This is a genomic window from Staphylococcus sp. 2S1, assembly GCF_046721335.1.
GTDB lineage: Bacteria > Bacillota > Bacilli > Staphylococcales > Staphylococcaceae > Staphylococcus > Staphylococcus equorum_A.
Window position 1 is genome coordinate 464,323 of sequence record NZ_JBEUUJ010000003.1, and the last position, 19,804, is coordinate 484,126.

Here is a 19,804-nt window from a genome sequence, read left to right on the forward strand (position 1 = left end):
TGTACATCGTGGTACATTCAAACAACCCTGATAAGCAATTGGATGAAGCTAAAGACATTGTCATCAACGCAATTGGTGAAACGATGGACCTATACGGGATTAACAGAAGTGTAGGTAATTTATTTGGTACTATGCTCTTTGAAGACAGCATGACGTTAGATGAAATGCGTGAACAACTACAAATGAGCAAACCTAGTATGAGCGCTGGAGTTAAAAGACTCCAAGAATTCGATCTTGTCAAACAACAGTTTACACGTGGCAGTAGAAAACAACATTTCATTGCTGAAAAAGACTTTTTCAATTTCTTTAGTAACTTCTTTACCCGCAAATGGAAAAGAGAAATTGTAATTAACTCTGAGGCTGTTCATGAATCAGTAGCTATCCTTGATAAGGTCATCAATGACAAAAATGCTGATGCGGCTACAAAGACAGAAGCTAGCGAAGTCAAAGCACAATTAATTGATACATTGCCTTACTATGATTGGTTAGATAATTTGGGCCAAGCAATCGAAAGTGGCGAAATATTTAAATACTTCCCTATTCCAGAAAATAAGAAATAACACTTATTTCATTATTTCAGAGTAATTATACAATCGAAAAATGGCAGTTAGATTTCTCTTTAGATATCTAGCTGTCATTTTTTCATTTCCAGATACACTTTCATTATTGAGTTCACTATATTTAGTGAAAAAACGATGTAAAAATACGCATTTAAAATTCTTGATACGTCACAATCCACTTCCATCTCCACTACAAAAAAGCAGTAAAGCAATCTATCGTCATAGATGCTCCACTGCTTTTTATATATTTTTATCTATAAGTTGTCGTCATTTTTCTTTTCTCTCACCTGTGTAATTCTCAGTGAGCGTCGTTCTACTTCTTTATATTTATCCGCACGGCGCTCAAGTTTGAGTCGATCCTCATTTAATGTCCGTAAGAACGAGATCATCATCATGACGAAGACAATGAGTACTGGCACACTAGCAAGTAAGGAAGCTGTTTTCAACACTTCCAATGATCGCTCACCACCAACAAGCATTAATGCAAATGGTAATAAACATAAAGCGAATGCCCAATATAAACGGTTTGCTTTCAAAGGTTCTCCAACCACTTTTTTCTGAGATGTTGCTGCTAAAATATAAGACCCAGAATCAAAAGTCGTTGCTAAGAACAGTACCGCAGAAAGTAAGAATAAAATAATAACTAAGTTAGGGAATGGTAATTGATGCAACACTTCAATTATAGTTGCTTCTGTACCATGCGTGTTTAAATTCTGAACAACATCAAACGCTCCAGTTAATTGTAAATAAACTGCATAGTTACCGAAAATACCAAAGAATAACATACAGCCTAAAGTACCGTATATTATCGTACCTAGAACGACTTCTTTCATAGTTCGTCCCTTAGAAATTCGTGCAATAAACAATCCAATAAACGGTGCATATACAATCCACCATGACCAATAGAATATTGTCCAATCTTGTGGGAAGTTCGTTTCCTTACGTCCACCGATACCTCCGAATGGTTCTATCCATGTCGCCATTTGGAAGAAGTTTTTCACCATATTACCCATACCTGTTATGGTTGTTTCCATAATAAACACAGTTGGGCCAACAATCAGCACAAAACCAAGTAAAACAAATGAAAGAATAACGTTCCAATCACTTAACACTTTTATGCCTTTTTTCAATCCAGAATAAGAACTGTATGCAAAAAGTGCAGTTATGATAAATAGAATCGCACCACGCATGACCATACTATCTCCGTCTAAACCGGTCAATCTTTCTATACCTGCTGTAATCATCGGTACGCCAAGTGCGAGTGATGTTGCGGCGCCTCCAAGTAAACCGAAGATAAATATAATATCAGTAACTTGTCCAATAAAGCCATCTGTTTGGCTTTTTAAAATAGGTCTCAACGTTTGGCTGATTTTAAAGACTGGTTTTTCTTCACGAATATAAGATAACCAATACATAGTGCTTGGCAATACAAATGTTGCCCATGCGATAGGACCCCAGTGGAACATGCCATACATTGTAGCGTAGTTTAAAGCACTATCTGTCATTCCTTTACCACCGTGTGGCGGATCTTGATAGTAAAAAGCCCATTCAATAACGCCCCAATATAAAATATCTGAAGCAATACCGAGCACAGAACAGCATTGCTGCCCAACTAAAATTATTGAATTCAGGTTTATCTGTAGATTTACCTAATGTCACATTTCCATATTTTCCAAATGCAATGTACAAAACAAATATTAAAATTGCTAAGCCAATAAATAAGTATACTGAACCAATTGTACTTACAACTGCTTCATTCATTTTCGTAATAATATCTTGACTGGCCTTTGGAAAAACCATCATAGGAATTACTGCAATTAATAAAATTACGGAAGACCCTATAAAGGTCGTCCAATCCATTACTTTATTCTTTTTCAATTGTTGAACACCCCTCATAGTAGATTTGTATGTAAAATTACCGCTAATAAATTTAATAAATTAGCAAGAACTATTTAATTATTCACAAACATGAGCCTAACGAATTTTAAATAATAATGCAAATTGCATTCAAACGAGTTATTTGTAAAAGATGAATAATTATATAAAAACAACAATTAATTTGAATACGGAAATCGCTACAATCACAGTGTTAAGTTTAAACTTAACGAAATTAATGAATCTTACAAACTTAACTAACTGTATTTTTATACAATAAAGATGAATATATATTCTATTTTATTTTTTTATTTTCTTTATGTATTCGGTGTTTTTTAAAAAATATTTCGTTTAATTTTTACATTTCTTGCTTTTTGTTAATATTACTAAAAAGCATAAAATAATTATAAATATAAATGCCTTGAAATTGCTTCAGATTAAACTAACTTCGAGTTTAAATTAATGGCGTTCAAAACTAAAAAAGGAGAGGTACGTGTGCACAAAAAAGTGCCAACAAAGTCAGAGATTTTGTCGACACGCATAATCTATTTTTATAATTTTGTTTTTGCCATCTTATATTGCATTTACTGTTATCGAATATTAATATTTTGCGGCATCAGATGATGGATGTAAGATTGATTTTACATCTTTGTCCGATAATTCATAATCATAAAATTTTTGATAATATGTTTTAATTTCATCTTCCATATTATATTTAAATTTATCTGGATGGTTATGTTGTGCCATCCATTTCAACATTAATGGGGCATCGCCATTTGGTGGGAACCAACGATAAATACCTAATGGTACTTTATATACCTCTTTATCTTTCACTGCTTTCACTTGGCTCCAATCTTGGCCATCTGTTTTATTTTCAATTAAATCTTCTGGTTGTGTTTCAGTGAAATTCGTAATGTAGATTTTATCCGGATTCCATTTATAAATTTGTTCCATATTAACTTCTTTTTGTCCTTCTACGCCATCTTCTCCAACTACATCAACGCCACCCGTTGCTTTAATCCATTTTTCACTATGGAAATTTGATCCAGCTACAACGATAGAATTATCTGTGTGCTGATGTAGAAATAAAACTTTGGGTTTCTCTGATTTTTTTGTGTCTTTCAAGCTTTCATCAATCATTTTTTGAGATTTTTCGCCCTCTTGCATAAACTTATCAGTTCTCTCACTTGTTTTACCACCTTTGATGTCTGAAGTTACTTCCAACCAGCTATTAAATGTAGTCAATGGATCGTCATCTTCATCATTTACAGTTTCAAGACCAATTGTAGGTATACCACTTTCTGCAACTTTATCTAAGGTTTTCTCTTCAGATGCAAGTTCAAAGTAGACATCTGGATTGATTTTAGATAATTCTTCTATATTTATATCACCATTTTTCACAAATTCAGTAGATGCTTTTTTAACATCAGGTGATATTTTAGCTAGCATTGAATTTTCTGCAGCATTATATGCATTAGGATGTAATCCCTTAATTTCTTTAGTAGAATTCGTCCCTACAAACCAAGCAGAGAAATAAGGCAGTATGCCGCCTACTACAATACTATCCGGATCTTTTTTAACCTTCACTTCACGATTGGTTTGATCCGTAACAAGCTTTTCCTCTTTCGTTAATTCTTTATCTTCTGAATTACTCGCTGTGCTGTTTGAACTGCATGCAGTAAGTAATGTAGCTGACAATACAATCCCAACTAGGATACTATATTTTCTATTCATTGCTGATCTCCTGTTCATATCCATTTTTCTAAACTAAGTCAGAATAACTTAGTTTAATTTGTAAGACCTAGAGCTATATATACGCCCTCAAAACTTGATTAATTACCTCCAATACCATTAGAAGTTTATATTTATGCATATTTCCCTATATATAAATCATTCTAGTGATAATGATAATCAATTTCAATGTATTTTTAAATTATCTTACTTTTAGTTAAAAGTATTCTATAATATAGAAGGAATACTAAAGTATTGAATAAAGAGGTTTTAAAAATGGATAAAAAACAAATTGTAAATTATTGGGATAAGCGTGCCGAGTCTTTTAGTAAAGATAAACAGGCAGAATTAGAAAGTAGTCATGCAAAAGCTTGGCTGAAAGAAATAGAAGCAATTATTCCATTAAGAGATGGTTTAAAAGTCTTAGACATAGGTACAGGTGCTGGTTTTCTAGCAATCCTATGTGCGCAACAAGGTGCTGAAGTTTCAGGTATTGATCTTGCTCCTGATATGATTCAATCTGCAAAACAGAATGCACAACAATTAAATCAAAGTATACAATTTAAAGTCATGGATGCAGAACATCTAAATTATGAAAATGAAACTTTTGATGTCGTTATCGCTCGAAATGTGACATGGCTATTGCCCCACACACAAGCTACTTACAAAGAGTGGTTACGTGTGTTAAAACCAAGTGGTCATCTTATTAATATAGATGGAAACTATGGCAAAGATTCCTTTATTAATTACGGAGATATCTCAACGGATCACGCACATAATACACTGGGAGATGAAATGTTGCAGGAAAGCGAAGCCATCAAACAAAGCATACCTATTAATCACCAATCAAGACCACAATATGACATGAATATCTTAAAACAACTAGGATATGAGGCCATTCATCTTGATACTGGCGTATATACTCGAATATATAAAGAACAAGATGCTTTTTATAATCCAACACCTATATTTTTAATATCAGTTACTAAACCTATGACCTAGTTTAATGTACATTTTTTTATATTAGATAGAATATTTATTATATTTTAATATCTTAAGTGCCTTGAACTTGCGTTATGCTTCAATTTTTATCATACTAAAAGAGAATACAGTAAAAGGAGTGGTAAGAATGAATAAAGAACAATTTGATAAAGTGAAAAATGGTAAAGGTTTCATTGCCGCATTAGATCAAAGTGGTGGTAGTACACCAAAAGCGCTTAAAGATTACGGCGTTACTGAAGATCAATACGATAGCGAAGATGAAATGTTCAAACTCGTTCATGACATGCGTACACGTATTGTATCATCACCTTCATTCAGCGCTGATAAAATTATTGGTGCAATTCTTTTCGAACAAACGATGGATCGCGAAGTAGACGGTAAACATACTGGAGATTACTTAGCTGATAAAGGCGTTGTTCCCTTCTTAAAAGTTGATAAAGGCTTAGACGAACAAAAAGATGGCGTTCAATTAATGAAACCTATGCCAGATTTAGATGCTTTATTAAGTCGTGCCAACGAACACAAAATTTTTGGTACAAAAATGCGTTCTAATATTTTAGAACTTAATAAAGATGGTATTGATTTAGTTGTAAAACAACAATTTGATGTTGCTAAACAAATTATCTCTGCTGGATTAGTTCCAATCATTGAACCAGAAGTTAATATTAATGCTGAAAACAAAGAAGAAATTGAAGCATATTTAACTGACTCAATCTTAGAAGAACTAAACAAATTAAACGATGATCAACTTGTAATGTTAAAATTATCTATCCCTACAAAAGCTAACCAATATCAAACACTTATTGACCATGCTAATGTTGTACGTGTTGTTGCACTATCAGGCGGATACAGTAGAGAACATGCAAATGAAGTCCTTAAACAAAACAAAGATTTAATTGCTAGCTTCTCTCGTGCACTTATTAATGATTTAAATGTAAACCAATCAGATGAAGAATTTGATAAAATCTTAGGTGAAACAATCGAATCTATTTATGACGCTTCAGTCAATAAAGCCTAAATAAATAATTCCTACACATTATTTATTTCCCAGGAAAAGCAAAGCGCTTGAGATTTGAATACCTCAGTGAACTAATAAAAGCAGTTTTCTACTCAAAATGTAGAGAACTGCTTTTTTATGTCATACTCTTACTAAAATGTGAGGTGATTTGAGATTATAAGTTCAAGCAGTGCCTATGGTATGTAATAACCAATAACATCCTAATTACCTTTTTCAACTTCAGGATAAACAATATATCCATCATCTTCTATAATAGGCAAAGCACCCCATTGTCCTAATTCATGTTGTTGCTGAATAATTTGTTGTTGGTTATCAAGCATAATATGATGTACAGACCATTCGTGAGCGACTAGCCAATTACTCACAATTAATCTGTGACATCGCGCTGGATGTGGTTCAGAACACATGTAAGCTACACGTTTTGAATGCCCTAATACTTCTAATGCTTTGATTCCTTCTTGAAAATCCACTGTCAAAGTATAATCAGCATAATTATGGAAAGACTCATTATTCCAAGCTTGATTAATTGTTCTACCTACACTTTCAGAGGCTTTTCTTCTACCACCTAACAACGTATTATACTGATATTCAATATTTGCTTCAGTAAGCCATTGTCTTATATTGTCTTCATTAAATTGAGGATTGCGTTTACTGCCTCTAAATGCACGTATATCCACAATGACCTCTATATTAAATTGTTGAAGCATATCTATAAATTGTTGTTCTGAGTGATTCGCGTGACCTATCGTATATATTTTCGACATTCTAATCCCCCTTACCGTTGATACATCCTGTATTTATACTATATAACCTAATTGAATTTTTATAATCTCATTTATTTAATTTTAAGGTATATTGACTATAAACTAATTCTTAAAATATACTAGCCATCATTGAAAAATATCTATATACTAAATTTAATTTATAAAATAACTTTATTTAAAGATTAAGGGGACTAAAATGAAGAATTATTTACATAGGTGGGTCATAGAAGCACTCAGTTTTATGGCTTTAGGGTTATTTGGGTCATTAATTATCGGGTTAATTTTGGATACAATAGGTAGTCAAACATTACTGCCTCAATTAGATCTATCATTTTTAACTGAAATTGGTAAGGTCGCCATGTCTGTGACAGGTGCGGCGATAGGTGTTGCAATTGCATATGGATTAGGTGCAAAACCACTCGTTATTTTTTCATGTGTTATTGTAGGAACATTGGGTTATACCACTTTTGAAGGTGGTCCTGTGGGGGCATATATTGCTACTTTAATCGTAGTTGAACTGAGTAGATTATATGCGGGCAAAACAAAAATCGATATTATTGTAACACCCTTACTAACAATTATTATTGGGGGTTTCATTGCGAAAAGTTTTGGTCCAGCGCTCAATCAATTTATGACTGGATTGGGCAAAATCATTAACAGTCGCTACTGACCAACAACCATTTATAATGGGGATTCTCGTAGCAGTCATCTTTGGTTTAGCTTTAACAGCACCTATTTCTAGCGCCGCACTTGCGCTGATGCTTGATTTAAGTGGTTTAGTCTGCTGGCGCGGCGACAATTGGTTGCGCAGCTCAAATGGTTGGGTTTGCAGTCAATGGCTTTAAAGACAATGGCTGGGGAGGTATATTATCTATGGGGATTGGTACAAGCATGTTACAAGTTCCAAATATTATTAAGCACCCTATGATACTCTTACCGCCAACGCTTGCGAGTGCAATTGTTGCGCCTATCATGACAACATTGTTCCCTATGACGAATAATGCTGCTGGCGCGGTATGGGAACAAGTGGATTCATCGGACAAATTATGACAATCAATACAATGGGCGGTTCGCCGCAAGTCTGGTTGTTAATCCTTGTATTCCACATCCTCTTACCCGCAGCAATCAGTTTTTCACTTTATAAACTATGTTTCAATAAGCAATGGATTAAACCTGGGGATCAACTTATCCATATCGCTAGTTAATTTTTAAATAGCAGTGGTTTTGTCCAAATCTTACGGGAAAAGCGTGCACAAATAAGCAGCCCAAATTTTATATTTGGGCTGCTTATTTGTATTTATCATATATTAAAATAATATTACCTATCTTCTTGTACTGGTACTTGCTCACTACTCACAACATTTTTCTTTTGCGTAAAATAGAGCACAAATGCAATGAAATACCAAACTAAGACAATCAACCATTCTGATGGCCAAGCCAATGATGATGGCATGCCAGGCAAGTATATGATTAAGAATAACACACTTAATACAATTGCAATTATGCCGACTGCTTTACCATTCTTAATACGGTAAGGGCGTTCTAACTCTGGCTGTGTTTTTCGTAACTTAAGGAATGAAATAGCCACGAGTAAATAACCTAATACAACACCTATGCCACCTGCATTAACAATCCACTGAAGTGCTTGGTCTACCTAATAATGGTGCAACAAATGCAAGTACACCTAAGAATAAAATACCGTGTGTAGGTGTTTTAAACTTCGGATGAATAAAAGCAAACCATTGAGGAATCATCTTATTTTTTGCCATAGCATATAAGATTCTACTACCACCAATAATGAAAGCATTCCAACTCGTAATAATACCGGCTACCCCACCAAGCACGAGTAAGATACCGAAACCACTATGACCGAATAAATTGACCATCGCATCAGCTGTTGCTAAGCTACTTGTCGTCAGCGCTTGTGGAGATAATCCTGTGGATACACCAAAAACAATTAATAAATAAAATATGACTGACGCAATAATAGAAAATATTAAAATACCACCAATTTTTTTAGCCGGTGCTTTTACTTCTTCAGCTATTTGCGGTATGACGTCAAATCCCACAAACAAGAAGGGAATCATCATTAAGACAGACATTGTACCACCAACACCATTTTCAAAAGGTTGTAAATTATTAAAGTTACCATTAAACCCTGCACCAAACACAAGTAGCAACCCTACTCCAACGATAAATATCGTAAATACTGTTTGCATAATCGCTGCTGGCTTAACGCCGAAGTAATTAAGTGATGTTAAGATGATGCTTCCTACAGAACCGATGAGTACCCATGTTAGATAAACATCCCATCCTGCGATATTCCACAATAACCCTTGATGCTGAAACGGAATCACATAATCTATCACAGTTGGCAAAGCAACCGCTTCGAATGTTATTACAGAGACATAGCCAAAAAGTACCGACCAGCCGGATATAAAAGCAATTCCCGGAGAAAAGGCTTTTTTCACAAAAACAAATCCTCCCCCTGTTTCAGGAATTGCCGCAGCTAACTCTGCATATGTAAGTCCTATCACGATAACTAAAAATCCACCTATTAAAAATGCAATAATACTTCCTACAAAACCTGCTGTTGAAACCCATTCTCCTGATAATACGACCCATCCCCATCCAAGCATGGCGCCGATAGCAAGAAACAAGACATCAACAATACTCATAGATTTATTAAATTCTGATTTCATTGAACATACCCCATATCATTCATCAAATTTCAAAAAGTGATATATCAAGGCTGAAATAACATCTAATTAATTACGATAATTCCAACCTTGCAATCACTTTATTTCCGCACTTTGTTTACTTTTAAATCATTTCATATTGTAATTGTTGAAAATCAAACTCATCTGCTAAGTTTCTATTGATAGATATTTAGTTTCTAAATATGGTTCAATTCCTTCTGTGCCGCCTTCTCGACCATAGCCACTTTCTTTCAAACCACCAAAAGGTGCATGTGCTCGCAGAAGGACCACCGTCGTTCCATCCAATGACGCCGTACTCTAATTCATTAAATAGTTTCAATCCAGTACGATAATTATTTGTGAAGAAATATGAAGCCAACCCAAATTCAGTATCATTTGCAATGTCTATCACTTCATCTAAATCTTCATACGTCATGATTGGTGCCACAGGTCCAAATGTTTCTTCATGCATCACTTTCATGTTCAAATCTACATTAGAAATTACTACTGGTTTTAAGAAATTACCACCTAATGCTTGGATTTCTTCTAAACTACGAGATAATTTACCACCTTTGTCTTGTGCATCCGTAATATGTGTTAACACTTTCTCGACAGCATTGTGATCTATTAGTGGACCTATTTTAACTTTCTCCTCTAAACCATCACCTACTGTGAGTGCATGTACTTTTTCAGTTAGTCTTGCTGTATATTGTTCCGCTATATCTTTATGTACAAAGATACGGTTTGCACATATACATGTTTGTCCAGCATTTCTGAACTTAGAAGCAATCGTCCCATCAACGGTCGCTTCAATATCTGCATCATTATGTACAATAAACGGTGCAAGACCTCCAAGTTCCATCGTTACATTTTTAACCGTTTGTGCTGATTGTTCAATTAATGTTTTACCAACAGCTGTTGATCCAGTAAACGTTATTTTATTAATTTGGCCATGGCCAGTAAATATATCACCAAGCATCTTTACCTGATGCAATAATATAAGATATCGCATCTTTCGGAATACCCGCTTCATGTGCAAGTTCTACTAATTTGATTGTAGTTAATGGTGTCTTCACTGCTGGTTTACAAATAATTGTACATCCTGTCGCTAAAGCTGGTGCCATTTTACGCGTAATCATTGCTGCCGGAAAATTCCAAGGTGTAATTGCTCCAACCACACCAACTGGAAATTTATCTATAACCATTTTCTTTGAAGGTGTATGAGCTGGAATTGTACGCCCATAGACACGTTTCGCTTCTTCCGCATACCATTTCACATAAGAATTTGCATAAGCTACTTCCCCTTGAGCTTCAGCCAAAGGTTTACCACCCTCAAGGGTGATCAGACGTGCAAGTTCATCTTGGTGTTCATCTATAAGTGTAGCCCATTGGTTTAATTTACCAACACGTTCATGTGCATCTACATTTTTCCATTCTTGAAAGGCTTGATGAGCGCGGCCTATCTGCGCATCAATCTCCTCATGCGTCGTGTAATCTAAACGTTTAACTACTTCATTCGTTGCTGGATTATATACTTCTAACTGTTCCATATCCTTCACTCCTTATAAAAAACGTTTTATACTCCATGTCTATCATTAACTTATACCCTTTAATATTTTGAAAATGAACTTCATTCGTTAAGAGACGCTATAATTTGAAGTCACTTCATCAAATACATGCGTTAAAATGTTTAAGCCTTGGTTAAGTTCTGCATCGGTTATTACCAATGGCGGTAAGAAGCGTATAACATTACCTTTAATTCCTGCAGATAATAACAATAAGCCTTTGTCATTTGCAATTTGTGTGATTTTACCTGTTAGTGCTTTATCCGGTAAACCTGTTTCAGCATCTACAACTTCAAAAGCGACCATAGCACCTAGTCGACGAATCTGTGCGATCTGCTTGTGTGACTGACTGAGTTCTTCCAAATATTCTTCAATGTTATGGCCAAGCTGTTCTGCTTTATCATTTAATTGCTCTTGCTCTATAATATCGATTACTTTTAACGCAGCTTCACAAGCTAATGGATTACCTGCATACGTGCCCCCTAATTCTCCTGGTGCCGCACTATCAATAATTTCTGCTTTACCTACTACGCCACTTAAAGGAAATCCAGCAGCAAGTGATTTAGAAACTGTGATTAAGTCTGGTTCAATACCAAAATGTTCAATTGCAAAGGTTTTACCTGTTCTTGCAAAACCCGTTTGTATTTCATCTACAACAAAAACGATACCATTGTCTTCACAAATTTGTTTTACTGTATCAACAAACTTTTGATCAGGAATAATAAATCCGCCTTCACCTTGTACGGGTTCCATGACAATACATGCAACATCACTTGGATCTACAGTTTCAATGAAGAAGTCATGTAATTTATGAATCACTTGATCTACATATGCCTCTTCCGTTAATTCTTCAGATTTTTCAGAAATATTAGGATAAGGTGCTTGATAAACTTCAGGCGCAAATGGACCGAATCCATATTTATAAGGTTTCACTTTACTTGTCATAGACATTGTTAAATTTGTACGACCGTGAAAACCACGTACAAATGATACAACTGCTTGTCTTCCTGTATATTTCCGAGCAATTTTCACTGCATTTTCTACTGCTTCAGCACCAGAGTTTAGTAAAATAGCTTTTTTAGCAAATTCACCTGGCGTAATCTCTGTTAATTTCTGTGCTAGGTTAAGGTAACTTTCATACATCATGACATTAAAGCCAGGATGTATGAATTTATCTAGCTTTTCTTTTAAATGTTTAGTAATTTCTGGATGCGTATGACCGACATTAAGCGTACCAATAGCACCAACAAAATCAATAAATGTACGACCCTCTACATCAGTAATTGTTGCGCCTTGTGCTTTATCTGCAACATGCAAATTTCCGTTACTCACACCACGTGCTACATATTTTTCTCTTTTTTCTTTAAAATACTCAAATTGATCTGACATAAAAAAACCTCCTCATGCTTATTAAAAAAGATTTATGGTTGTCTAGAAATTTAAGTCATTATTGGTCTTATGTAAAGACCCAGTTTGAACAAACTAATGGTACCAGTTTAGTCAGAAAGAACTTGTTTCAAACGATTTACAGCTTCAGGTATCTGTGATTGTTCAATTTTCGAGAAACCAATTATTAATATTTTAACTGCTTCATTCTTTTGAAATGTTTTTACGGAAAAGCGTTTTATGGTATAGAGTTCTAATTTTTGTACTTTTGCACGTGTTTCAATTTCTGCATATGTATAAGGAGAAGTTACTTCTATGATGAAGTGTAAACCTGCACGTGTATCTTTTATTTGAATATCATCTTTAAAAACATTTTCTAAATGTTCGATTAATAGAGATCTTCTTTTTCCATATAGTTGATGCATTTTTTTAATATATTTTTCGTAATGCCCTTCTTTAATCATTAAATTGAGTGTTAATGCATTCAACATAGAAAAGTCTGGTATCATATTGTCATTTTGTAATTCAAACTGCTTAATCAATTTTGATGGTAAAATCATATAACTCATACGTAAACCTGGCATTAATGTTTTGGAAAAAGTGCCCAAGTAAATCACACTGTCATTTTTATCAAAACTAAACAATGACGGTATATTGTCTGTTTCATACTTAAACTCACTATCGTAGTCATCTTCTATAACATAACTATGCGTTTGGCTTGCCCAGTTTAATAAATCGATTCGTCTTGAGACAGGCATAATAGTACCCATAGGAAACTGATGAGATGGTGTTACGATAACAGCATTAGGTTGCGCTTGTTTGAGTTGGTCTATAGATATACCTTTATGATCTAATTCTATTGCTGTGGTTGATGTATTGGTTTGATTAAGTAATGTTCTAAAACGGGAATAACCAGGATTTTCTACAGCAATCGTTACGTTTTTTTCCATTAATTGAATTAACTGCATCAATAAAGTATTCGTTCCTGATCCTATAACGATTTGTTCAGGATGACATTGGATTCCTCTTTGATATGACACGAGTTTCGCAATAGATTGTCTAAGTTCTATTGGGCCTTTCACATGCGGAATGGTCGATAAATAATAATCATAATCTTGGAATACACGCTTTGTTAACTTTGCCCATGTATCCACTGGAAATTCTGATATATCTGTACTCATATGGGAAAAAGAGTAATCAAATGTAGTTCGAGTTGTTTGCTCGTGACCATCTAATGAAATCTGAGCGTCAGGGTCTATAATTAATTTATCTAACGGTTCTATAAAATAACCTTTTCGTTCCTTTGTATAAATGTAACCTTCAGCTAATAACTGCTCGTAGGCTGATTTCACACTGTTCACACTCACATTAAGATGCTTTGCCATATCTCTTTTTGAAGGGATTTTTTCATGACTTTCATATTTGAATGCGAGTATATCATCTTTTAAGCGATTATATAACTGTCTATAGATATATTGTTCTGTGTCCCGTTGCATAATTACACCCCTTCGCTATATTATAATTCGTTTATTATACACGTGATTCAGTCTACTATACTAATGAAATCATTTTTCTATTTTGATTTAAAAAACAACGGTAGCCACCATTAGGTTAACTACCGCTGTTGGTATTGATTTTACGTAAGGAATTATCAAACATTAGAATCAAATCTTATAAAATTGGAGATGCTAATTTAGCAATAGACTGCTTAAACTTAATCCAATGTGAACGCTGTTCGTAACGTTCTTCTGTGAGTTCTTTTGAAACTTTAAGATCTTCAATGAATGCTCGCTTTTAATTGTTCCGCGATTTGTGTGTCATACATAAACGCATTAATTTCAAAGTTTAATTCAAAGCTACGGACGTCCATATTTGCAGTACCCACGCTCGATACTTCTTCATCAATCATGATCATTTTAGAATGGATAAACCCATCTTCATATGTGTACACTTTCACACCATCTTTAATTAGCTGTGCCACGCTTGTGATTGTCGCCCAATATACAAATATATGATCAGGTTTACATGGTATAATCAAATGAACCTCGACGCCTGATTTCGCGGCAATACGCAAGGCATTAATAAAACCTTTATCCGGTATAAAATAAGGAGTGTGCATATAAATAGATTTTTTAGCATTCATAATCATCTTCATATATCCAAATTCAATTTGATGCCAATTATCACTCGGCGCACTGGCGACCAGTTGCATAGACACGTTGCCACCTTGATAGGCATTGTCTGGGAAATATTTTTCGTTATACTCTAGCTGTTCACGTTTAGCTTGCGAGTTCCAATCATGTATAAAACTCAATTGCAACGCATCCACACCGTCGCCTCTCACTCTTAAGTGCGTATCTCTCCAATAGCCAAACTTCTTGTTTAAACCTAAATATTCGTCACCTATGTTGAAACCACCTACATAACCTGTCTGTCCATCAATAATTACAATTTTACGGTGATTTCGGTTATTTACTCTAAAATTTATAAAAGGGACTTTAGATTTGAAAAATGCTTCGACTTGTCCGCCCTCTGACTGAAACTTTTTAAAATTAGAATTATGTACCGATTTAGAACCCACCGCATCATAAAGTAGTTTGACCTCTAAACCTTCTGCGGCTTTTTCTTCTAATATTTCAATAATTTCAGTACCTAAGCCGTCTAATTTCAAAACGTAATATTCCATATGAATATAGCGCTTAGCATTGCGTAAATCTTTTTTCATTTGGTCATACAAATCATGACCATCTGTATAAATATCGATATTATTATTATTACTTAAAAAAGATTGTTCTTTAGTTAACAACGCATTAGCAAGGTCTGCGTGCTTTCTTACAATAGCATTTTTCGAATCACTAATTCTGTTTGTATCATCTTGAAGTTGAGACTGTAACCTTTTCAAACCGTCTTCAATTTGATTATGTTCAAACCCACGTTCGCGTTTTTTCCTAACTGCACGCCCAAAAAATATATATACAATAAATCCTAAAATCGGCATAACGAATAATAAGAATAGCCATGCCCAAGTTGCAGTCGCATCTCTTCTATCTCTGTCTAAAAATACGATAAGGAAAGCTAACACAATATTAATCAGATAGAAGAAGATTAGCACGCCTCTAAATATTGGACTTATACCTGTATCAAACATTAATTGCATAAAATCACCCCACTACTTCACTTTTATAAAAATTGTTATTTAAAAATTAACTGTTGTATTAAACTTTTCATTTTATTCTCATATAAATTGAATGTCATAAATAATAACGTTCAACAAAGAATATTTCAATAGATATAATCATTTCAATTATATTCTATTATGAGTATTTTTACCATTTTAAATATATTTCATTTAATTTATGAAATATATGCCACCTTATTTTCGAACTATTTATTTTTGATTGTGCTTGATTGTTCAATTGTACGGTTACGTCCCGCTTGTGAGCCGAACAATGTTATAACAATCGCAGTAATTAATAAAATACTTAGAGAAGCAGTCCATTCACCGGTCATATCATGCAAGATACCAAATAATAACGGACCTATTGCCGCAACAAGATAGCCTACTGCCTGAGCCATCCCAGAAAGCTTTGCTGATGTTTGAATATGCTCCGTTCTTAAACTAAAGAATGTATTCACTAAGCCAAACGCGAGACCACCCGCAACGCCAATTAAAATAGTAGAAATGATTGCTAGATGTGGCACAACTAGCATAATTGTCACACCCACAATAAAACATATCCCTGTAATAAAGGTTAATAAGAATTGCGATTTCATTTTAGTTGCAAATATAGGTGTAATGAAAGTAAATGGAATAATGGCTATCTGCATTATAGATAAATATGCGCCTGCCTCATTAATAGACATGCCACTATGAGATAAATAAGTCGGCAGCCAATTAATCAATGAATAGAATATAAGTGATTGTCCTCCCATGAGTATCGTAATTTGCCATGCTAATGGAGATTTCCACACATTTACACTTTTCCGAGGTAAAGCTGTTGCAGTTTCTTGTGTTCCTTTTAATTGAAATGACCATATAATGATTGTTATCAGTGTGATGATTCCTATAACACTGATAGCAATATTATAGTTAAATGCCTTTACTAAAGGCGCTGTTCCATATGAGGATAAGCCACCAAACACATTCATTACAACGGTATAGTAACCTGTCATAATACCGATATGTAGTGGGAATTTCGCCTTAATCATTGTTGGTGCCAGTACATTACCAAACCCGATACCAATACCTATCAGCACTGTTCCTATATATAACCATGAAATGTCCGTAATTGATCTGACAAGGACACCAATAAAGATTAAACAAAGTGCTAAGAAAATTGTTTTTTCTAATCCCATTTTATTACTTGTTCGAGCGACAAATAATGAAATCACAGAGAATGCCAATAATGGCACAACTGTTATGACACTGACCGCACTATTAGACATCGCTAAATCCATCTTAATGTCAGGTAACGCAACACCAATAGATGTGATCGGCGCTCTTAAGTTAGCCCCTACCAATAAGATTCCTATAAATAATAACCAATTAAATGGTTTTGTGGTTCTATACTTTTCCATATTGTACCGCCTTGCTCACTTTATTTTAAAACAACACAATATATGGTACGATATGTACGTTATATTGTAAATAGGAGGATTCACTTGTATAATATTCAGAATATAGTAGCCAGAAATTTATCTGACTACCGAAAAAAACACAACCTCAGTTTAGATAAGGTTGCAACTGCAACTGGTGTGAGTAAAAACATGCTGAGCCAAATTGAAAAAGGCACTTCTAATCCAACGATTACAACGTTATGGAAAATCGCAAATGGGTTACATTTATCGTTGTCTCAATTAACCGCGATGAATAATGATAGCGTTGACTTTATTGATGAATCAGATATCATCCCTATCATCGATGAACAAATAGCTATTTATCCTTATTTTCCTTACGACGATAATAAAAAATTTGAAATGTTTAAAATGGAGATACAAGCAGGAGGCAAGATGCTTTCTGAACCTCACCATACTGAGTCTGAAGAATATATTATTGTTAACAAAGGCCAGTTAAAAATAGAAGTCGATACAACAATGTATACAATCAATAGTAATCAAGCCTTCCGCTTCAATAGTGACGTGCCTCATCGTTACTTTAATCTAACTGATGAACCTGTTGTATTTACCGCAACGATTCATTATCAATAAACCATTCACTTTAATCATCATAATATTATGAGCCATTAATCTCCTAGCAGAAATCTAATGGCTCATTTTGTATTCAAAATATTTTAGACTCGTGTTGATTCCTTAGGCGTTTCATCATAAAGATTTCATAATCTTAAATAACTTGAAGTGTCGTGTATATTTGACACATACTTTTATGTCAGATATATTGTACATGTAATATATATTTGACACTAAAGAAGGGTAGTAAATCTATTATGAATAAAGTTAAAAGCTTTCGTACTGCTAAAGATATTTCACAACTCACGCTTGCACGTTCAGTAGAAGTATCACGCCAAACCATTAATATGATTGAAAACGATAAATATAATCCCTCGCTTAATTTATGTATAAAGATTGCTAAAGCGTTAGGTGTCACCTTAAACGACTTGTTTTGGGAGGATGATAATAATGAATAACAAAGATAAAAGCCTCTATCAAAGCTTTGCGGGAACAATGAACGCTCCTGATGAATATCAAAGACATGAAATTGACAAATTGCTTGCTAAACTTTCAATTATTTCACTATACATATTCTTAGCTTTACTTTACTTATCTATATTTTTTGATATTGAGCGTTCGTTTATTTCACCTTTTAGTATAGGCGGTATCATATTTATAATTATATTGGCATGCAGAATGTCTATGAGTCATTTTGCAGCAGATGCTATTTCAATAGAAGTAACTGACAAAGAAACGTACCATCGAACATTAAAAAATTCACGTAACAAGAGAATTATATTTCTTATTGTAGCAATAACTTATATATTACTCGTTAACTCAGTCATTGCTCCAATGCTTGCAGGAAATGCATTAAATATGGAACGTCTAACTGACTTAAATACATTTTTCCCTGTAATCGTTATTGCAGTATTCACGATTGCTAAAGATTCACGTGTAAAACTTATTGATCAAAAGGAGACGTATGATGGAAAATAACAAGTTACTTCATTTAATTCCTAACTTCAGGTTTACTGATGAATATGAAAGACAACAATTACTTCATGAATATGCCAAATATTTCATGTGGTTATTTTGGGGCATCATGATTATTTCTATAGCAGATATATGGATAGAATTTTACTTACACCGTATACCTATCATAGGCATGTTAGGTTTTGCTTTAATTATGATACTATCTCTAATTATGACCATCGCTATTAGAAGCAAAAAAATAGATGAAGTAGAGGCTTATTCAGAGGAAGCATGGACAAAAGAAATGAAGAAAGTGCGTAATGGGAGTTATATTTTTGCTGTTATGATGTTCTTGATTGCAAACTTTAATCAATATATTCTACCCTTTATTATACATAGTGGTGTTCCTGAGAAATCCGATATGCTGATTAACCTATTCATTTCTATTGGATGTGGCATTATAGCTGGTTTATTTGTTTATACCCTTGGTCGTAGAAAGGTTACACGTGCTTATATGGATAAATAAAACTAAAGGACCACGTACTCATAATTGAGCACGTGGTTCTTTAGTTTTATTATGATGGAAATGTATAACTTAAATCCCAACCAATATCATATTTATCTACAAGTTTAGCGTACTTGGCACCCCAGAACATATCTGCTAGTTCCATCTGTACCTCTCCACCCTCTTTAAGACTGTTATAAGCATCTTCAATGTCCGATTCATTTTCAAATTCTAACACGATATAAACATTGCGATCTTGTAACATAGCCTCATCATCTTTAGGTATATCAGACAGCATAAATAATTGACCATCTACCTCTAGTTGACTATGAATAATTCTATTTGGATCATCTGCAACTGCCTCATTCGCTTCACCATAAGTCATCATTCCTTTAGCTGTTCCGCCTAATATTTCACTGTAAAAACCTAACGCCTCTTTACACGTGCCGTTAAAAAACAAGTAAGGTATTACTGTTTTGAGCATAGTGACACTCCTTATTAAAATTTTATATCACTTTAACTGTACCCATTCTCGCACATAACTAGTCGCCACTTTTT

The 19,804-nt window shown here is 34.2% G+C and carries 15 protein-coding genes and 4 pseudogenes; 8 read left to right on the top strand and 11 right to left on the bottom strand.

Translation table 11 applies throughout. The features are described 5' to 3' along the window. Positions 1-8: 8 nt before the first annotated feature. A complete protein-coding gene (gene cudC / locus ABLV90_RS02665; RefSeq protein WP_427706077.1) occupies positions 9-560 on the top strand; it encodes a choline uptake/conversion transcriptional regulator CudC in 552 nt (183 codons plus the stop codon). A 254-nt stretch (positions 561-814) separates the two neighbouring features. On the opposite strand, the gene ABLV90_RS02670 is transcribed toward cudC, so the two are convergent. The 3 genes from ABLV90_RS02670 to ABLV90_RS02680 all read right to left on the bottom strand — a co-directional run bounded on the left by ABLV90_RS02670 (position 815) and on the right by ABLV90_RS02680 (position 4,169). After that, positions 815-2,152 (bottom strand): BCCT family transporter, encoded by a 1,338-nt coding sequence (locus ABLV90_RS02670; RefSeq protein ID WP_460872093.1) that lies wholly within the window; start codon positions 2,150-2,152, stop codon positions 815-817. Then, entirely contained in the window at positions 2,109-2,438 is a 330-nt protein-coding gene (locus ABLV90_RS02675; protein WP_460872094.1) for a BCCT family transporter, read from the bottom strand. The genes ABLV90_RS02670 and ABLV90_RS02675 overlap by 44 nt, the downstream gene beginning before the upstream one ends. A 597-nt stretch (positions 2,439-3,035) precedes the next feature. Further along, positions 3,036-4,169 carry an ABC transporter substrate-binding protein gene (locus tag ABLV90_RS02680; protein WP_427706073.1) on the bottom strand — a complete coding sequence of 378 codons (1,134 nt, stop codon included), beginning with the start codon at positions 4,167-4,169 and terminating at the stop codon, positions 3,036-3,038. Between the two features lie 273 nt (positions 4,170-4,442). Here ABLV90_RS02680 and ABLV90_RS02685 point away from each other — a divergent pair, with 273 nt between their 5' ends. Beyond that, positions 4,443-5,168, top strand: a complete 726-nt coding sequence (locus ABLV90_RS02685) for a class I SAM-dependent methyltransferase (protein ID WP_427706071.1) — start codon at positions 4,443-4,445, stop codon at positions 5,166-5,168. A gap of 127 nt (positions 5,169-5,295) precedes the next feature. Continuing rightward, entirely contained in the window at positions 5,296-6,186 is an 891-nt protein-coding gene (locus ABLV90_RS02690) for a fructose bisphosphate aldolase (RefSeq protein WP_069816577.1), read from the top strand. A gap of 200 nt (positions 6,187-6,386) precedes the next feature. Here ABLV90_RS02690 and ABLV90_RS02695 read toward each other — a convergent pair whose 3' ends face one another. After that, a complete protein-coding gene (locus ABLV90_RS02695; RefSeq protein WP_460872095.1) occupies positions 6,387-6,950 on the bottom strand; it encodes a DUF488 family protein in 564 nt (187 codons plus the stop codon). A gap of 196 nt (positions 6,951-7,146) precedes the next feature. Between ABLV90_RS02695 and ABLV90_RS02700 the strand changes: the two are divergent. Further along, positions 7,147-8,155: pseudogene (locus ABLV90_RS02700) on the top strand (PTS transporter subunit IIC). A gap of 113 nt (positions 8,156-8,268) precedes the next feature. On the opposite strand, the pseudogene ABLV90_RS02705 reads toward ABLV90_RS02700, so the two are convergent. The 6 genes and pseudogenes from ABLV90_RS02705 to ABLV90_RS02730 all read right to left on the bottom strand — a co-directional run bounded on the left by ABLV90_RS02705 (position 8,269) and on the right by ABLV90_RS02730 (position 17,178). Then, positions 8,269-9,652 (bottom strand): annotated as a pseudogene (locus ABLV90_RS02705) (APC family permease). Between the two features lie 165 nt (positions 9,653-9,817). Continuing rightward, positions 9,818-11,199: pseudogene (locus tag ABLV90_RS02710) on the bottom strand (NAD-dependent succinate-semialdehyde dehydrogenase). Positions 11,200-11,286: 87 nt separating this feature from the next. Next, positions 11,287-12,603 carry a 4-aminobutyrate--2-oxoglutarate transaminase gene (gene gabT / locus ABLV90_RS02715; protein ID WP_460872096.1) on the bottom strand — a complete coding sequence of 439 codons (1,317 nt, stop codon included), beginning with the start codon at positions 12,601-12,603 and terminating at the stop codon, positions 11,287-11,289. A gap of 107 nt (positions 12,604-12,710) precedes the next feature. Continuing rightward, positions 12,711-14,096 (bottom strand): MocR-like transcriptional regulator GabR, encoded by a 1,386-nt coding sequence (locus ABLV90_RS02720; RefSeq protein WP_427706061.1) that lies wholly within the window; start codon positions 14,094-14,096, stop codon positions 12,711-12,713. Between the two features lie 175 nt (positions 14,097-14,271). Next, positions 14,272-15,757, bottom strand: a pseudogene (cls, locus tag ABLV90_RS02725) (cardiolipin synthase). 227 nt (positions 15,758-15,984) lie between these two features. Beyond that, a complete protein-coding gene (locus ABLV90_RS02730) occupies positions 15,985-17,178 on the bottom strand; it encodes a CynX/NimT family MFS transporter (RefSeq protein ID WP_460872097.1) in 1,194 nt (397 codons plus the stop codon). Positions 17,179-17,262: 84 nt separating this feature from the next. Here ABLV90_RS02730 and ABLV90_RS02735 point away from each other — a divergent pair, with 84 nt between their 5' ends. The 4 genes from ABLV90_RS02735 to ABLV90_RS02750 all read left to right on the top strand — a co-directional run bounded on the left by ABLV90_RS02735 (position 17,263) and on the right by ABLV90_RS02750 (position 19,267). Continuing rightward, the gene (locus ABLV90_RS02735; RefSeq protein WP_427706055.1) at positions 17,263-17,808 is read left to right on the top strand and encodes a helix-turn-helix domain-containing protein; all 546 of its coding nucleotides are present in this window, start codon (positions 17,263-17,265) and stop codon (positions 17,806-17,808) included. A gap of 236 nt (positions 17,809-18,044) precedes the next feature. Next, entirely contained in the window at positions 18,045-18,245 is a 201-nt protein-coding gene (locus ABLV90_RS02740) for a helix-turn-helix transcriptional regulator (protein ID WP_069816558.1), read from the top strand. Beyond that, positions 18,238-18,765, top strand: a complete 528-nt coding sequence (locus tag ABLV90_RS02745; protein ID WP_427706053.1) for a hypothetical protein — start codon at positions 18,238-18,240, stop codon at positions 18,763-18,765. Before ABLV90_RS02740 ends, ABLV90_RS02745 begins: the two co-directional genes overlap by 8 nt. Beyond that, the gene (locus tag ABLV90_RS02750) at positions 18,755-19,267 is read left to right on the top strand and encodes a hypothetical protein (protein ID WP_427706051.1); all 513 of its coding nucleotides are present in this window, start codon (positions 18,755-18,757) and stop codon (positions 19,265-19,267) included. The genes ABLV90_RS02745 and ABLV90_RS02750 overlap by 11 nt, the downstream gene beginning before the upstream one ends. A gap of 49 nt (positions 19,268-19,316) precedes the next feature. On the opposite strand, the gene ABLV90_RS02755 is transcribed toward ABLV90_RS02750, so the two are convergent. Continuing rightward, positions 19,317-19,730 carry a VOC family protein gene (locus ABLV90_RS02755; RefSeq protein WP_427706049.1) on the bottom strand — a complete coding sequence of 138 codons (414 nt, stop codon included), beginning with the start codon at positions 19,728-19,730 and terminating at the stop codon, positions 19,317-19,319. Between the last annotated feature and the right edge of the window lie 74 nt (positions 19,731-19,804).

Bases quoted from the DNA above. Each gene is read 5' to 3' on its own strand.
- ABLV90_RS02755 (WP_427706049.1), bottom strand. From the start codon at position 19,730: ATGCTCAAAACAGTAATACCTTACTTGTTTTTTAACGGCACGTGTAAA.
- ABLV90_RS02690 (WP_069816577.1), top strand. From the start codon at position 5,296: ATGAATAAAGAACAATTTGATAAAGTGAAAAATGGTAAAGGTTTCATT.
- ABLV90_RS02685 (WP_427706071.1), top strand. From the start codon at position 4,443: ATGGATAAAAAACAAATTGTAAATTATTGGGATAAGCGTGCCGAGTCT.
- ABLV90_RS02695 (WP_460872095.1), bottom strand. From the start codon at position 6,950: ATGTCGAAAATATATACGATAGGTCACGCGAATCACTCAGAACAACAA.
- ABLV90_RS02730 (WP_460872097.1), bottom strand. From the start codon at position 17,178: ATGGAAAAGTATAGAACCACAAAACCATTTAATTGGTTATTATTTATA.
- ABLV90_RS02750 (WP_427706051.1), top strand. From the start codon at position 18,755: ATGGAAAATAACAAGTTACTTCATTTAATTCCTAACTTCAGGTTTACT.
- ABLV90_RS02680 (WP_427706073.1), bottom strand. From the start codon at position 4,169: ATGAATAGAAAATATAGTATCCTAGTTGGGATTGTATTGTCAGCTACA.
- gabT (WP_460872096.1), bottom strand. From the start codon at position 12,603: ATGTCAGATCAATTTGAGTATTTTAAAGAAAAAAGAGAAAAATATGTA.
- ABLV90_RS02720 (WP_427706061.1), bottom strand. From the start codon at position 14,096: ATGCAACGGGACACAGAACAATATATCTATAGACAGTTATATAATCGC.
- ABLV90_RS02740 (WP_069816558.1), top strand. From the start codon at position 18,045: ATGAATAAAGTTAAAAGCTTTCGTACTGCTAAAGATATTTCACAACTC.
- ABLV90_RS02745 (WP_427706053.1), top strand. From the start codon at position 18,238: ATGAATAACAAAGATAAAAGCCTCTATCAAAGCTTTGCGGGAACAATG.